The 15655-nt window shown below is 62.3% G+C and carries 12 protein-coding genes; 2 read left to right on the top strand and 10 right to left on the bottom strand.

The features are described from left to right. Window positions 1-4 precede the first annotated feature (4 nt). The 5 genes from AC1RQ5_RS07970 to AC1RQ5_RS07950 are packed head-to-tail and all read right to left on the bottom strand — an operon-like array spanning window position 5 to window position 5749. Window positions 5-1033: an ABC transporter substrate-binding protein gene (locus AC1RQ5_RS07970; RefSeq protein WP_493198101.1), complete on the bottom strand. Its 1029-nt coding sequence runs from the start codon at window positions 1031-1033 to the stop codon at window positions 5-7. A gap of 44 nt (window positions 1034-1077) precedes the next feature. Then, the gene (locus AC1RQ5_RS07965; protein ID WP_493198099.1) at window positions 1078-2082 is read right to left on the bottom strand and encodes an amidohydrolase family protein; all 1005 of its coding nucleotides are present in this window, start codon (window positions 2080-2082) and stop codon (window positions 1078-1080) included. 9 nt (window positions 2083-2091) lie between these two features. Continuing rightward, the gene (locus AC1RQ5_RS07960; RefSeq protein WP_493198098.1) at window positions 2092-4383 is read right to left on the bottom strand and encodes a xanthine dehydrogenase family protein molybdopterin-binding subunit; all 2292 of its coding nucleotides are present in this window, start codon (window positions 4381-4383) and stop codon (window positions 2092-2094) included. Then, window positions 4380-4874, bottom strand: a complete 495-nt coding sequence (locus tag AC1RQ5_RS07955) for a (2Fe-2S)-binding protein (RefSeq protein WP_493198097.1) — start codon at window positions 4872-4874, stop codon at window positions 4380-4382. The genes AC1RQ5_RS07960 and AC1RQ5_RS07955 overlap by 4 nt, the downstream gene beginning before the upstream one ends. Further along, window positions 4871-5749 (bottom strand): FAD binding domain-containing protein, encoded by an 879-nt coding sequence (locus AC1RQ5_RS07950; RefSeq protein ID WP_493198095.1) that lies wholly within the window; start codon window positions 5747-5749, stop codon window positions 4871-4873. The genes AC1RQ5_RS07955 and AC1RQ5_RS07950 overlap by 4 nt, the downstream gene beginning before the upstream one ends. Window positions 5750-5890: 141 nt before the next feature. Here AC1RQ5_RS07950 and AC1RQ5_RS07945 point away from each other — a divergent pair, with 141 nt between their 5' ends. After that, entirely contained in the window at window positions 5891-6685 is a 795-nt protein-coding gene (locus AC1RQ5_RS07945; RefSeq protein ID WP_493198093.1) for an IclR family transcriptional regulator, read from the top strand. A gap of 271 nt (window positions 6686-6956) precedes the next feature. Further along, a complete protein-coding gene (locus AC1RQ5_RS07940) occupies window positions 6957-8135 on the top strand; it encodes a glycosyltransferase family 4 protein (RefSeq protein ID WP_398480183.1) in 1179 nt (392 codons plus the stop codon). A 6-nt stretch (window positions 8136-8141) separates the two neighbouring features. On the opposite strand, the gene AC1RQ5_RS07935 is transcribed toward AC1RQ5_RS07940, so the two are convergent. Genes AC1RQ5_RS07935 through AC1RQ5_RS07915 form a run of 5 tightly spaced genes read right to left on the bottom strand, consistent with a single transcriptional unit; the run spans window position 8142 to window position 15348 of the window. Then, entirely contained in the window at window positions 8142-9293 is a 1152-nt protein-coding gene (locus AC1RQ5_RS07935) for a glycosyltransferase (RefSeq protein WP_493198091.1), read from the bottom strand. After that, the gene (locus AC1RQ5_RS07930) at window positions 9286-10302 is read right to left on the bottom strand and encodes a polysaccharide deacetylase family protein (RefSeq protein WP_493198089.1); all 1017 of its coding nucleotides are present in this window, start codon (window positions 10300-10302) and stop codon (window positions 9286-9288) included. The genes AC1RQ5_RS07935 and AC1RQ5_RS07930 overlap by 8 nt, the downstream gene beginning before the upstream one ends. Before the next feature lie 45 nt (window positions 10303-10347). Next, window positions 10348-11856 (bottom strand): lipid II flippase MurJ, encoded by a 1509-nt coding sequence (locus AC1RQ5_RS07925; protein WP_493198087.1) that lies wholly within the window; start codon window positions 11854-11856, stop codon window positions 10348-10350. 22 nt (window positions 11857-11878) lie between these two features. Beyond that, window positions 11879-13033: a glycosyltransferase gene (locus tag AC1RQ5_RS07920; RefSeq protein WP_493198086.1), complete on the bottom strand. Its 1155-nt coding sequence runs from the start codon at window positions 13031-13033 to the stop codon at window positions 11879-11881. Further along, the gene (locus AC1RQ5_RS07915) at window positions 13033-15348 is read right to left on the bottom strand and encodes a polysaccharide biosynthesis tyrosine autokinase (protein WP_493198084.1); all 2316 of its coding nucleotides are present in this window, start codon (window positions 15346-15348) and stop codon (window positions 13033-13035) included. The genes AC1RQ5_RS07920 and AC1RQ5_RS07915 overlap by 1 nt, the downstream gene beginning before the upstream one ends. Window positions 15349-15655 lie beyond the last annotated feature (307 nt).

The raw sequence follows: 15655 nt of genomic DNA, 5'->3' as shown, positions 1-15655 counted from the left end.
CCATTCAGTTCGACGCCTTGAATGGCCCCAGCACCGGCTTCAATTCATTGACGAAGGAGAGATCGATGACGCCCTCGGTCGAAATATCACCGGCGACCAGACCACGGGATTTGAAGTAGGCGAGATCGGTCTCGACACTCGCGCGATTGATCTGCCCGTCGGGATCGATGAAGACTGGCACCATCTGATGCAGCAGGGACACGTCCTTGATCCCTGTCATTTCGGCGATGTCCTTGATCATCGCCTCGGCACCCGGTCCGGCAATCTTGCCGTCCTTCAAGGTCGCCGCGTAATCACGGACGCCGCGCAGATAGGCCTTGAGAAAAGCCGTCACCGTCCTGCGATCCTCGGCAAATTTGCCGTTGATGAGCAACATCGCGGTCTGCTGCACCGGATAGAAATCGTCGAGGCCGACGAAACGGACGGCGGCGCCGTTGCGCACCATGGCGGTGATGCCGGGCTCGGCGGAGATCGAGGCATCGATCGCCTTGTTGGCGAAAGCGGTCAGATGCTGCGGAAATGGCAGGAACACCTTCTCGATATCATCGTCTTTCAAGCCGGCCTTCTTCAGCGCCTGATTGATCACCGATTCATCAGCCGCGCCATTGGCAATGATGGCAACCTTCTTTCCCTTCAGATCGGCCAGCGACTTGAACGCACCGGAATCGATCAGGTCCTTGCGCACCATCAGTGCCTTGTAGCTATAGCCGGCAATGTTGGTGCCCTTGTCGGCGACCATTTTCAGTTTCAAACCGCGATTGACGGCGTTGTAGAGCCCGGCGGATGCAGCGCCCGCGCCGGCATCGAGATCACCAGCCCCCAGCGGCGCCACCATCTTGGCCCCGGCATCGAACGGGATCAGCTCGACCTTGAGCCCCTCATCCTTGAAGTAGCCCCGCTTCTCCGCGAGAAATAGGCCGATATCCGACGACAGATTGGTGGTGCCGACCTTGACGGTCTTCATCGTCTGGGCGTGCGAACTGCCAAGCGATCCGAGTGCGACGACAGCGACGACGAGCAAATGTTTCAGCATTGATCGATCCTCTGACATGCAATGAACGGCGACACGCCGCGGTTTCAGGGAAGACGTGGAAACAGGCGCCTTGGATTGATTTCAGTAATCAGTTCGACATCGGCCGGCGAAAAACCCGCGGCTTTTACACTCGCGACCGGATCGCGATCCGCAGGTGGAAAGGACTCGTCGGTGCCGAGCGCCACGCGCTCGATACCAACCGTATCGGCCAGAAATCGCAACGCCTTCGGCGCATGCACGATCGTGTCATAGCCGATGCGGGCCGCATAGGCGGACGGCGCCAGCTGTGCGACATCGCCCTGCGCTGCCTTGTCCATCCGCTCATGCATCACATCGAAGCGGCCGAGCAGATATGGGAAGGCTCCGCCGCCATGGCTTAGCACCAGCGCAAGCGACGGAAATCGATCGAGCACGCCGGACAGCAGGATCGAGCCGATGCCGAGCGTGGTATCGAATGTGTATTGCGCGATCTGCGTCAGCGCGAATTTTGCCGCACGCGGCGCCGGATCAACCAGAACCGGATGCAGGATCACGGGAAGACCGAGCGCTTCCGCCTTGGCCCAGAACGGGTCGAGAGCTTTCTCGCCGATATTGACGCCTTCGATATTGGCAGGGGCCATCACCGCCACGGCACCGAGGCCGGTGGCGCGCTCCAGTTCGACAGCCGCGTCCTCGGCATCGACAAGCGGGACCGAGGCGACGAATGAGAAGCGATCGCTATTGTCGTGGCTCCATTCCGCCAGCGTGTCGTTGAGCATGCGGTGCCATTGGGCGCAGGCGCCGGATTCGAGACCGTAGCCATAGATATCAGGCCAGGTTGCGACCATTTGCCGGTCAAGCCCCTGACGATCGAGGCTGGCACGACGCTGGGCGACCGGCTCGACGAGTTGCGGGAAGAACGGCCGGACCCTGAAGCCATAATCAAACCCCAGTGCCGGCGGGCGACCATTGCCGGCAGGCAACAGCCTGACGCCGCACATGGCGCCGCGCCCCTCGATGGCGGACAACAGCTGCGGCGGAACATAATGGGCATGGATATCGATGGGCACCGGTTGTTCCTATGCAGCGGCAGCGCGGTCACGCGCGTTCTTGACGAGACGCCACAGACGCGGCGGCGTCAGCGGCAGATGATGGATCTCCACATTCAGCGGCGCGAGGGCTGCCGCAACGGCATTCGCCGTCGCCGCGGCCACGGCCACGATGCCGCCTTCACCGGCGCCCTTGGCGCCGAGCGGGTTGCTCGGCGACGGGCGCAGTTCGAGCGTGATCGCCCGCAAAGCCGGATAGTCGCTCGCCGTCGGCACCAGATAATCGGCCAGGGACGCATTGAGCAACTGCCCGTCATCATCATAGATCAGATGGTCGAGAAACACGCCGCCGAGCCCCTGCACGATGGCGCCGATCGCCTGTCCATGAACGATCGCCGGATTGATGGCATGACCGACATCTTCCACGGCCACATAATCGAGGATCTGCACCGCCCCGGTTCGAGGATCAACCGTCACATGCGCCGCATGCGTGCCGTAGCTATAGGTGCGCACGGTGTTGGAGAATGTCCCGTCGGCCGAGATATCGCCGTCCCGCGCGAGCGATGCCAGCGAGACAGTCGCGCCATTGGCAGCGATCACCTCGCCATCGCGGATGATCAACTCGCTGTTCGGTCGCCCCAAACGCTCCGCCGCAAGTTCTATTATCTTCTCGCGCAGTTTCTTGCCGGCATCGAGCACGGCCGAGCCGCCCATCACCACCGCGCGCGAATGATAGGTGCCAAAACCTTCATGCAGCAGTGTCGTCGAGCCATGCAGCACGCGGATGCGCGCGAACGGGATCGACAATGTATCGGCGGCGATCTGGCCAAGCACGGTCTCCAACCCCTGCCCGAGGACCGATGAGCCGACGGCCACGGTCAATGCGCCGTCGCCATGCAATGTCAACAGCGCATTTTCCTTGGGGCCGGCGCCACCGCTTTCGACGAAGCAGCCGAGCCCGATGCCGTGACGAACGCCATCGATCAATCTACCTTGCAGGCTCTTTTTCTCCTGCCAGCCGATCTCGTCCAGCGCGCGCTGGAAGGCCGCGAGATAGTCGCCGGTGTCGTAGGCCGTCGGTCCCTCATAGGGCACGAGCCCGTCGATGGGATATGGCAGCTCTTCTTCGGTGATAAGATTCTTGCGACGGATGTCGGCGGGATCCATGCCCAGATCGGCGGCGATCATGTCGATCAACCGTTCGCGGAAGAAATTGGCTTCGAAGCGCCCGGGGCCGCGATACGTCCCGACCGGCGTCTTGTTGGTGAGAAAGGCTTCGACGGCAACGCCGACATGCGGAATGCGATAGGGCCCGGGCAGAAACTGCGCGGCCTTGGCCGGCACCACACCACCATTGGTGCGGATATAGGCGCCCATGTCGCTGAACACCTTGCCGCGCAGGCCGAGAAACATGCCGTTCTTGTCGCAGGCGATCGACAGTTCGCAGGCGACATCGCGCGAATGATTGATCGCCATCAGATGCTCGCGGCGATCCTCGATCCATTTGACCGGGCATCCAAGCTTGCGCGCGACGAAAGCGATCAGGAAGTCTTCGGGATAGAACTCGCCACGCACCCCGAACCCGCCGCCGACATCGATCTCGATCAGGTCGATGTCCTCGACGCGCATGCCGAGCATGCCGGCCAATGTGCGCCGGTTGTAAAAGGTGACCTTGGTCGCGCCTGTAACGACCAGACGATGCGAAACCTGATCCCATTCCGCCAGCAGCCCCCGCGTTTCCATCGGCAGGGCCGTATGCCGCTGCACGCTGAAGCGCTCGGTGCGGACATAATCGGCGGCAGCGAAAGCTGCCTCAACGTCTCCGAATCCTGCATCATAGCGTGCGGCAATATTGTCGTCCGAACCGGCGAACAGGGCTTCTGTGCCGGACGCATATCCGGTCACGGCCGACAATGCTGCAAACTGCACGTCGATCACCTCAAGCGCATCTTCCGCCAGAGCACGGCTTTCGGCGACGATCACCGCGATGGGTTCGCCGACATAGCGCACTTTATCCATGGCGATGACCGGCTGTCGAAACGGCTCGAACGCGGGCAATGGCGCCAGACGGAGCGGGATCAGCGGGATATCTGCGCCGATATCGGCAGCCGTGATCACGGCATGGACGCCCTTCATTCCCAGAGCCGCCGATGCGTCGATCGCGACGATGCGTGCATGGGCGATCGGGCTGCGCAGGATCACGGCATGCAGCATGCCGTCGCGGTGGAGATCGTCCGCGAAAGTGCCGGCGCCCGCAAGAAAGCGCGCGTCTTCCATGCGCTCGACCGCACTGCCGATCAGGGGTTTAACAGGCTCCGTCATTGGGCTGCCTCGCGTTGCATCTCGCGATAGGCTTCCCGCGCCTCGATGATGGCGGCGATGATCGGCAGATAGCCGGTGCAACGACACAGATTGCCGGAGATCACTTCGCGAATCCGGTCTTCATTCGCATTCGGCTCTTCCATGAGCAGCGCATGCGCTGTCGTAAGAATGCCGGCGGTGCAGAAGCCGCATTGCAGGGCATGGTGCTTTCGGAATGCGCGCTGCAATGGGCCGAGATGCGCGACATCGCCGAGCCCTTCCACGGTTATCACCTCGCGCCCTTCCGCCTGCATGCCCAGCATCAGGCAAGCGCGCACGGCCGAACCATCCACGATCACCGTGCAGGCACCGCAGACCCCATGCTCGCAACCGAGATGGGTGCCGGTGAGACGGAGTTCCTCACGAAGCGCATCGGCCAGCGTCATGCGCGGCTCGACCGTGATCGTCGCAGATGATCCATTGACGCGAAGATGAACCGGCACCGCTGTCATGCGGCCTCCGGCATGGCGATGTCAGCCGCGCTTGCGAGCACGCGCTCGAGCAGGACGCCAACGAGTTCGCGGCGATAGGCGCCTTCCGCGTGGATATCATCGGGTGGATCGACTGCGCCGCGCGCGAGTTCTGCGACCTGTCGGATCAATTCGACGCCGGATCGCTGGCCGTTCAGCGCCTTCTCGACATCGGTCAGCCGGACGGCACGATCGGCGACACCGATGACGCCGACATGGGCATCGGAGATGTTGCCTTGCGGATCGACATCATAATAGGCGGCGACGCCAGCCATGGCGAAATCGCCGCGGCGCCGGGCGAACTCGGCAAAGCCCCAGCGTCGCTCGCGCCGCCATGGCGGCAGGCGAAGGCTGACGATCAGCTCATCCGGGTCCAGCACCGTTTCCAGATTGCCGAGAAAGAAAGCCGACGCCGGCACGATGCGCGTTCCGTTCGTCCCGACAATCGTCAGCTCCGCATCGCATGTCACTGCGATTCCCGGCATTTCCGCTGCGGGATCGGCGTGCGCGAGGCTGCCACCAACCGTACCCCGATTGCGGATCTGATAATGTGCGACATGCGCGATGGCAGCAGCCAATAGCGGATGAGCCCGCGCGAGGCGCGTATCACGCTCGATCATGCGCCAGGTCACCAGCGCACCAAGATCGATACCGTCGTCGGAAATATCGATCCGGTTGAGATCAGGCAATCTGCCGATATCGACCAGCAGCTTCGGCGCGGCCAATCGAAAGGCCAGCATCGGCATCAGGCTTTGGCCGCCGGCGATCACTTTCGCCGCGCCATCATGGGCAGCGAGCGTTGCGATCGCTTCGCTCAGTGTAGCAGGGCAAGTATAGTCCAACGAAGGAAGCTTCATGGCGCTGCTTGCTACTTCTCAATTGATGAGAACACTCTCTTATGTTATAAGAACTACACGGCACGGCAAGGTTTGTTAGTGCGCAAATGATGAACGTGAGCTGCCTTTTCCATCGGCAACCTGTAGCGAATGGAGAGCGCATTGGCCATCAAGAGACGCGCCCCGCGCGACGAGGCGAACCGCCCGCAGCCTGCAGATGGCAGTTCACGCAAGATCCTGCGCGCACTGCTCGCCTTCTCGACAGACCGCCCGCGGCATTCTGCCGAAAGCCTGTCCGAGCAGATCGGCGTGCCGCTCTCGTCCACCTATCGCTATATCGGCATTCTTCGCGAAGCCGAGCTTATCGATGAAGACGGCCGCGGTTCGTTCGTGCTGGCGCCACGCGTCATCGGCCTCGCACAGGCCGCGCGGGCGGGAACGGATCTGGCATCGATCGCGCGTCCGCATATGAAAAGGCTGGCGCAGGACGCCGGTGAAACCGTCATTCTTCTGCGCCGCTCAGGCGATCGCGCCATCTGTATCGAGCGGTCCGAGTCGCTCTCGCGCATTCGCCTCACATTCGAAGTAGGTACTGCACTTCCCATGCATCGTGGTGCGGGCCCCAAGCTCCTGCTGGCGCATCAACCTGCAGCCGAGATCGAGCAATTGCTCGATGACGTCGTTGCGCGCGATCCCGGCTTCGGCATGCATCGCAGGACGCTGATGCGCGAGCTGGCGACAATCCGCGACGAAGGCTGGTCGGAATCGCATGCGGAGATCACACCGCATGTCTATGCCGTCGCTGCCGGCATCCGTGACGGCAGCGGCGTTGTCGCGACCGTCTCGTTCGTCGCACCGGCATTTCGGACGCCCAAGGCCGGGCAGATCAAGCTGCGCGAGAAGGTTCGACGGACGGCGGACATCATCAGCAAGGCCTATACGGCCGTCACGCTCTGATACCGTAACGCCTTGTCGCGACTGGCCAACGCGAGTCTCGCGTGTGTCCTTTTAAGACCACGTCGTTCAATTCGATACATATCGCCAGCATATCCGCACAGCCGTACCTGCATGATGTGTCGCGATGTTTCCCGGCTTTGTGATCACGGACAGTTTTGGAATCGGACATTGTGTCGCAGGTGAAAGCCTGCCAGTAACAGGATGGATCGGGATTGCGATCCACCTGCACATTTCAAGACTGATCCATTCACCTCTCTACGAGCGCTGCGCCATGACCATCGAGATCGTGCAAATCGTCCAGGAATTGAGCTCGGTCGGCGGCGTCGAGAGTGTTGCGAGCGAACTCGCCAGTGCATTCAGCCGCGCCAAGATCGCAAATACAGTTCTCGCCAGTGCCGTCGGCGAACGCGCCACGACGGGCACGCATATCGAGCGTGTCGGTGCCTGGCTATCACGCGTCAAGACGCGTGGCGTACTGCGCTATGCCGGCCGGTTTCTCGTGGTGCCGATCTTCACGATGCTGGCCACGCGCGCGGCCCAGCATCACGACAAGGCCGTTGTCGTCAGCCATGGCGACAGCCTGGGCGGCGACGTCCTCGTGGTGCATGCGGTCAATGCGCAAAGCCTCGCCGAAAAGCGCAGTGCCGGCGACTGGAAATGGTTGCTCAATCCGATGCATCTGTGGGTGAGCTTGCGCGATCGCTGGATGATCGGCGGGCTGCGTTACCGCATGTATGTCGCCGTCTCGCCGCGCGTCGCGACGGAGTTGCAGACGATCTACAGGGTGCCGGCGTCGCGTATCCGCGTGATCCCGAACGGCATCGACCTCACGCGCTTCAAGCGCGACATCGAGGCTGGCATCGCAATCCGCCGCGAATTTAACATTCCGCTGGATGCCAAATTGCTGGTGTTTGCCGGCCACGAATTCCGTCGCAAGGGCCTCGCGCACGCCATCGACGCGCTTGAACGCCTCGGGCCGAATGTCTGGATGCTGGCCGTGGGCTCCGACAATCCGGCTCCCTATCGTAAACTGGCAACCACATCCGCGAACCGCTTGGTCTTTGCCGGATCGCGCAGCGACATGCCCGCGCTCTATTCCGCGGCCGATGCTTTCGTGCTGCCGACCGCCTATGAGACGTTCTCGCTGGTCTGCATGGAAGCCTTGGCCTGCTCGACTCCGGTTTTCGCGACGCCTGTCGGCGGCATCGAGGATTATCTGGTCGATGGCGTGAACGGTTATCAGATCGCGATGAATGGCGAGGACATCGCCAACAAGATCGCGGCTGCTTTTGCCGATCCCGACCTGCATGCGGCATTGCGCAACGGCGCCCATGAGACGGCTCTCAACTACGGCTGGGACTATGTCGGCTCGCGCTATATCGAACTGCTCGAACAGGTGCAGGCGTCAAAAGGTGTTTGGCCGCAGGACGTCGTGCCGGCAGGCGCCTGAGACGGATCAGCGTCCGCGTCGCCGCGCATCGGCAGCGAAACAGGCATTTGCGAGATCCTTGGCGACTGCTTCATAAGTGAAGCGATCTACGACATTCGTCAGCGCCGCCGCACCGCGCTTCTGTAGCTCGGCAGGATCGACCGCGATGCGATCAATCAACGCCGCAAGTGCGGGCGGATCGCCTTCCGGCACGATCCAGCCGCCTTCACCGGTCACATCGGGTATCGCACCGCCGGTCGATCCGATCACCGGCACACCGCAGGCCTGCGCCTCGGTGATGACGCGTCCGAATTGTTCCTTCACTGCTCCAGTCGTACGCGTCAGCAGGATCAAGGCATCGAGGCTGCGCAAAAAGCCTGCGACCTCTGCCGGCTTGCCCCATCCGCGAAAGCTGACGCGATCAGTCAGGCCGAGTTCGGCCACGCGCTTGCGCAGCGCATCTTCCTGTGGCCCTTCGCCCATCAGTGCGAGCGTGACCGGTGCCTTCGCGCGCGCCATGGCGTCCAGCGCGTCATCCAGCCCCTTTTCCACAACCAGGCGTCCGACATAGCCGATCCGGAATGCCGGCCGCTCGACCGGCGGCAACAATGGCGCGACGTCCGGCCGGAAATTGGCGAGATCGACACCATAGCCGATCGACGAGACCGGCCCCTCATAGCTGCGTGCGCGCACCACCGCCGTCGCATCCGGGCTGCGCGACAGCACATGATCGGTGTTGACGAGCACCTGCTTGCGAATGAATTCGAACGGCGGCGGCAATCGCTTCAAGATGTTCTGATCGACTTCCATCACCATGGCCGCGCGTCCCTTCAACAGGCGCGCCTGCATGGCAACGACGCTCCACGGCTCTTCCCACAGATGAATGACATCCGGATCGAGCTCGCGAATGAGCTTTCGCAGGCCGGGATAGAAATGCAGATACCAGCTCATCGGTCCAGCCTTCGGCAGCCGGATTGGCATCACATGCACGGTGATGCCAGGATCATCGGAGGGGTCGGCAACGATATCGCGACCGAATTGATGCCAGACCGCCGGAACGACGAGATGCACATCGAGGTCGTCGCGACGGCCGAGAGGATAGTAGCGCAACCGTCCCGCATCCCGGCTGACGGCAGGATGCGCGATCGACAGAATCTTCAGGCGCGCGCGGCTAGACACGTCCGGTCATCCGCGCAGCGATTCCGGTCATGCCGGAGAGATGCAGTTCCATGGTGGCCACACTGCGGTCTGCACCATTGATGGTGCAGCGTGGCAGCGAATACGGATCCTGCTTGTGCAACACCAGCCCTTTGCGTGTCGTCGATGCGCTCGCATAGCCGGCATCGCGCGCGATCGCGAAATCACGCGGACCGCAGTCACCCGCACGGCCGTAAGGGAATGCAAAGTGGCGGGCCGGAATGCCGAGCTGCTCGATCAGCCGATCACGGCAGCCCCGCAATTCCAACGCCGCGCGTTCGGGGGACAGTGACGATATGCGGGAGTGATTGACCGTATGCCCGCCGATCTCGACCAGCGGATCGTCGCGCAACTCCGCGAGCATCTCCCAGTTGATCGCTTGCTTCCAGTGCATCGCTTCCATATCGATCCCATTCAGCCGGCAGAACGTCGTGTAATGGTCTGCCGCCTGCGGCCCGTCCCAGCTATCGGCGATCCGATAGAACGCCGCCCGTTTGGCAGCGAAGTCCGGCACCGCGATGACACCATCTTCAAGGGTGATCTTATCATTGTTGAGCAGTGCGTCTTCAAGGCCTGCGGCCCAGAGAGACAGCGTTCCGTCTGGGATGCCGGTGGTAACAAACAACGTCACCGGTACATTGTGGCGCCGGAACAGTGGGACGATTTCCTCGTAGCTGTCACGATAGCAGTCATCGATGGAGAAATTCACGAAGCGCCCGTGTCCATTCCTGGCGCGGCGCGTCGCCTCTTCCATGGTCACGACATCCCAGGCGTTCTTTTTAAGATAGCTCAGGAACTGATCGAGAAAGGTCGTATCGAGATAGAAATCGCGATTGGGAAGGCGCTCCCACAGCGCGGCGGGCGCACCACGATGAAATGTCATCAGGCAGCCGCGCTGGCTCGCGAACAGATCCGCCAGCATGCTGATCGGACGGACCAGCGCTTCGGACCGAGCCATCCGTCTGGCGGCGCCGGACAGTAATCGCTTCATCGAAATTCCCCAGCCACCCCGGCACAGAAACGCGACATGCTCAAATCAGAACCGGCTTCGCAAGCGCGCGAATGCCGCAACATAGATACCCGGCAGCAGCATCGCGAAGGACAGCGCGATACAGGCGACAAAAGCAGCACCTCCGGCGAACAGCCGCTGCCAGGTTCCCGAGAGCCATTCGTGGATCTGCCAGCCTGCCAGCAGCATCAGGATTGCCGGAATGCTCGCGAGGAACAGCCAGAACAGGAGTCTCTTGCGCGACTTCAGAACCATCATGACGCCTGCAAGCAGGATGATACCACGAGCGGCCTCACCTAGTCCAAGTAGCAACGTCCCGGAGTCCAGCACATGCGGCAGATAAGAGGTGAGAAGGTTAACTCCGACATTAACCAGATAGGCGGTGACAATGATGACCGCGGCGACGAAGTTCCGACCGGCTCCGTTGATGATGCGGATCAGGATCCAGCCGAGGGTCGCCGCCCAAAGACCGCAGGAAATGCCCTGCAGAGCCTGACTCGTCAGGATCAGAGCGTGCTCATTGAAAGCGCCGCGGAAGAAGATGAGCCGCACGATATCGGGCGCAAACATGAACAGGAACGCCGATGCTGGAACCGACAGTGCGAGGATCGGCCGCGCGATACCCTCGATCTGCTCACCGAGTTCCTTCGGCTTCTCATTGGCCAGCACCGCAAGGCCGACAGGCTGGCTGATCAGCAGCAACGCGCTTTCGGTCAGGGTGCGGGCATAATCGAGCGATGCCACAGCGCCCGTGCCGACGCGGGATGCCAGAATCCGTTCGACCCAGATATTGGCCTGTTCGGCCATCGGAATGGCGAGCAGTGGACGCAGACGAACGAAGAACTCGCGCGCCGATGCTGTCACATCACCAAGCGACAATCCGCGAAAGCTGATCACGCCATCGCGGCCGAGTGAGAACAGCCCCCAGATCGCAAGGCCATCGAAAGCCAGCGTGAACGACCAGGCCAGCGTGCGGAAATTTCCGGTCACGGCGATCAAGGCAACCCCGAGCAACACGGCGATGTTGAGTGTACTGGCGCGAATATTCGTCAGCCGCGTACGCCCCAAGGCAATTTCGCCCGACGCCAATACATTGACCAGCACCGATCCCGGCATGCCGAGCGCCATGATGCGCATGAAATCGAGCGTCAGGCTGCGCCCGTCCGCCGAAAACCCGCCAACGATCGCACGCACTGCGACTTCGCCGAGGGCTTGCAGCCCCAACATCAGAATCATTGCGATGCTGGTGGCCGCAACAGCGAGCGCGGCGAGCTTGCGCGGTGCATCGTCGCCCTTCAGGGCATCACGATGCATCGGGATCATCACGGCCGGCACGGTCTCGTTCTGCAGAAAGGAAATCGGCAGCATGACGGCCGTGATCGCGCCGCGAAACCCGTCGGCCACCAGCGTGGCGCCGAGCACAGTCGCCATTACGATTTCGCGGGCGAAGCCGAGCAGTTTGCTGGCCAGTGCACCGGTGATCAGATTGGCGACGAAACGCCCCGAGGATTGCCGCGGCGCATTCACAACGCGCACCACGCGCTCACGCGGCGCCCCGTCACGCTCTGTCTCCGGCCGCCTGATGGATCAGGCGCGCAGTCGCATCGAGCATCTGCGTAACCCCATAATGTGTACGCGCACGCGTCGCGGCATAGTCGATCTGCGCACGCAGTTCAGGGGATCGGGCCATGATCGTAGCCATTGCCTGCGCCAGCGCATCGGCGTCGCCCGGCGGCACAAGCGTGCCAGCCTTGCCGCCTTCGAGAATATCCGCTGCTGCACCCGCATCGGTGGCAATCACCGGCACGTCGGCAAGCATTGCTTCGACCAGTGTGCGGCCGAACGGCTCGGGATCGATGGATGGATGGATCACCGCATCGACAGCGCGCATCAAGCGCGGCACGTCGCTGCGCTGACCGAGAAAATGGACGCGATCCGTGAGACCCAGGTCTCTCACCATCTGTTGCAACCGCTGCTCATAGGCTTCCTCGCCGAACAGCGCCGAGCCGGCGATGATGCAGCTGACACCCGGTGTCTTCGCTAGTGCCTGCAGCACAACGTGCTGCCCTTTCCATTCGGCGAGGCGGCTGAAGACACCAACAAGCGGGCCTTGCGGCAGGCCCAATTCGTGGCGGATCTGGGCAGGCGATTGCGTCTCGGGCGCGATGTCGAGCCCGTTCGGCACGATGGCAACGAGATCCCGACGGCCACCCTCGGCGATGAATGCATCGGCCGCAGCTTTTGACGGGACGACAACCCTGGTCGTGCAATGATTGGCCAGCAGAACCTGCACGCGCCGCTGCATCTTGCCGAAATGCGCGGACGAGATGATGTCGTGGAGATGCCAGATCAACGGCCGGCGCACGAGCTTTGCGGCAATCGCCGCGAGCACGAACGCTTTCTGTGAATTGGCATAGACCACGTCATGCCTGCGCGCGAAGCGTGCGAGTTCCGCGGTGATGCCATACATCGCGCCGATGACGGGAAGCACCTTGATGAACGAACTGTCGCGCCGGACATCATTGAGGCCGCTGCCCCAACGCGAGATCGCGACATTCAATCCGCAAGCTGCGAGCGCACCATGCAGCGGTCCATCCTCGAACAGCAAAGCCGATTGTCCGGGCCATGGCTTGACCAGATCAAGCAGCACCAGCTCGGCGCCGGAGATCGAACCTGTATGACAGACAAACAGAACGCGCGGCGACGCAGACATCACGTCGCTCCGGCATAGGCATCACTCGAAGCGGAGGCTGTGCGTGTCGCACCGGCATCCGGAACCATGGTGATGGCAATCCCCATCAGCTCGCCACCGGCAACACGAATGGCGCTGGAGGTCGCGACCGCCTGGCCGATCGACGAACGGCCGGAGCGCATGCAGAGCAGCACGCCATCGACCTGCTTGGCCAGCAAACCGATATCGGTCTGGATGCCTGGCGACGGCGCATCGACGAGGACCACGTCATAGATCTGCGCCCATTGCAGCACGTCAGCGAGCGGCTTGCGCAGCAGCTCCGCCGAAGCCGGAACCGGGCCCGCCGGAATTGCATCGAGGTTCGGCACGCCGGTGCTGACCACGCTCTCGCGCGGCGTGATCTCGCCACGCAGGATGCCCTGCAGGCCGAGGCTGCTGCGCAGGCCCAGCGCCGTCTCGAGCTTCGGTGCGCCAAGATCGCATTCGATCACCAGCACATTGCGGCCGGCAGCTGCGAGATGCTGCGCGAGCGAGAGCGTCAGGAACGTCTTGCCTTCGGCAGTGGATGGCGATGCCACGAGGATGGTCTTGCGCGGCTTGCTATTGCCGGGCGCGAGCAGATTGGCAGAGAGATCGCGCAACGCATCCTGATAGTGACGATCATCACGCGCGATCGGCAGGCTGCGCGCCAGCGCCGCGCCCGATTGCGCGGACAGGATCGCACCGATCGTCGATTCCGACGCTTCGCGCTTCACCGCCGGCAGCCGCGCGAGAATCGGCGCGCCGGTGACCACGGAAAGTTCGGACGACGAGCCGGCGAGAACAGGCGCGGGCTGCGCTATCGGCTCAGTGATTGGCATTGGCGGCACGACAGGCGGCGCAGCAACAGGCACAGCGGCCGTAGCAACAGGGGGAGCGGAAACAGGTGCAGCAGCAGCAACCGGCTTGTCCTGCGGCTTGCTCGGTGCTGGACGTGCCGGTCGCGACAAGGCATCGAGGCGCATATTGTCGCCGAAGAAGGCCGCGAAGCTCGCTAGCAGCAATGCGAGCGTCGCACCTGCGGCAATGAACGGAATCTTCTTCGGGAAGAACGGTTTGGCCGGCAGCTCGGCCAGGCTGACGAGGCGCGTGCTGCCGATCAACACGCGGCGCTCGGTTTCGAGCTCGCTGGCGCGGCGATAGAGGTCCGCATATTGCGTGCGCTTGATCTCGGTATTGCGCGCCAGGCTTTCGATGGTGGCTTCATCCGACGTGGCCGAACCGACTTCGGCCTTGGCGGCGTCCATCTGCTTGGTCAGCGACTTCACCAGCGTATCGCTGGAGTCGAGCGTCTTCTGCGCACTCGCAACGATGCTTGCGACTTCCGCATTGAGGCGGTCACGAATCGCGCCCTGCTCCTGCTCGAGCGCCCGGATCGACGGATGACGCGGGCCGAGCGAATTCGACTGGCTCGCGAGTTGTGCCGTGACCACCATCATCTGCTGCTTGAGATCGGAGACAGTCCGGTTCGACTGCACCGCCGGCGAGTCGATGGCACGGGCCTGGTTGCTCTTGATTTCCTGCAGGCGCGCTGCCGCTTCGGCACGGGCATTCTCGGCATTGGCAAGCTGCTGGCTGATGCTGGTCAGGCGCTCCGACCAGATCGGCGCCTGCTGGCCGCGGGCGAGGCCCTTGTTGCGGCGGAAGGCTTGGATCTTGGCATCGGCATCGCGCAATTCGGCATCGAGTTGCTTGGCTTCCTTCCACAGATAGGATGCTGCGATTTCCTTGCTGTTGGCGCCGGTCACGCGCTGATCGTCAAGAAACGCATTGGTGAGCGCATTGGCCATCTTCTGCGCGACGTCGGCGATGGGCGAGCTGTAGGAAATGCTGATGACGCGCGAGCGGCCTGTGCCGCCAATGGAATAGTTGCCGGCGATGTAATCGACCAGCACGCCGGTGTCTTCTTTCGCCTTCTCGCAGCTGGAGCCGATGCTGCTGCGCGCAAAGCAATCCTGGATCGCTGCCTCACGAACGCCGGGCGCATCCAGCGCCATGCGCATCAGGCGCGGCGACTTCACGATCAGCAGTTGGCTTTCGACATCCGCGGGATCGCCGATCTTGGCAGCCCATGCCGCGGAGGCATTGGCGTTGCTGGGCTCCTGCTCGGCAACGATGACAGAGCCCGACGCGGAATAGCGCACCGGCACGACCAGGAGCGCGATCACCGTGATGATCATGATGCCACAAAATACCGCGCCAAAAATCTGGCGATGGCGCCAGACTTTCTGCAGCGGATTTTCATTCGCTGCGAGGTCAGTGGATGGTGATGCGTTTGCGGGGCGTCGGATGAACATGGCGTGTCACACGATGTCGCTGGGCGTCGATCGAGCGCGCGGCTGGTTCGCGACACCCACTTCACAGGTCCAATCCTGAACGGCCACCATACGCATTCCAAGCCCTTATGTAGCGGCCCGCATGCGGAAGCTGCAGCAACGGTCGCTCATTCTTCATTAGGGATGTCTTGGTTAAGGCCTCGTTTAAAATACAACCGTTCCGCGTTTATGACCCTAATTGGTACACTTATACGCGAGTATCGAACCGCATTGCTCGCATCGCGTTCGATCATACCGATCGCCGCCGACCATGGGCGATGGAACCAAC

The sequence above is a fragment of the Tardiphaga sp. GW821-FHT12E02 genome, from assembly GCF_058807155.1.
The sequence above is the reverse complement of the archived record's forward strand: the minus strand, read 5'-3'. Positions and strand labels throughout refer to the sequence as shown.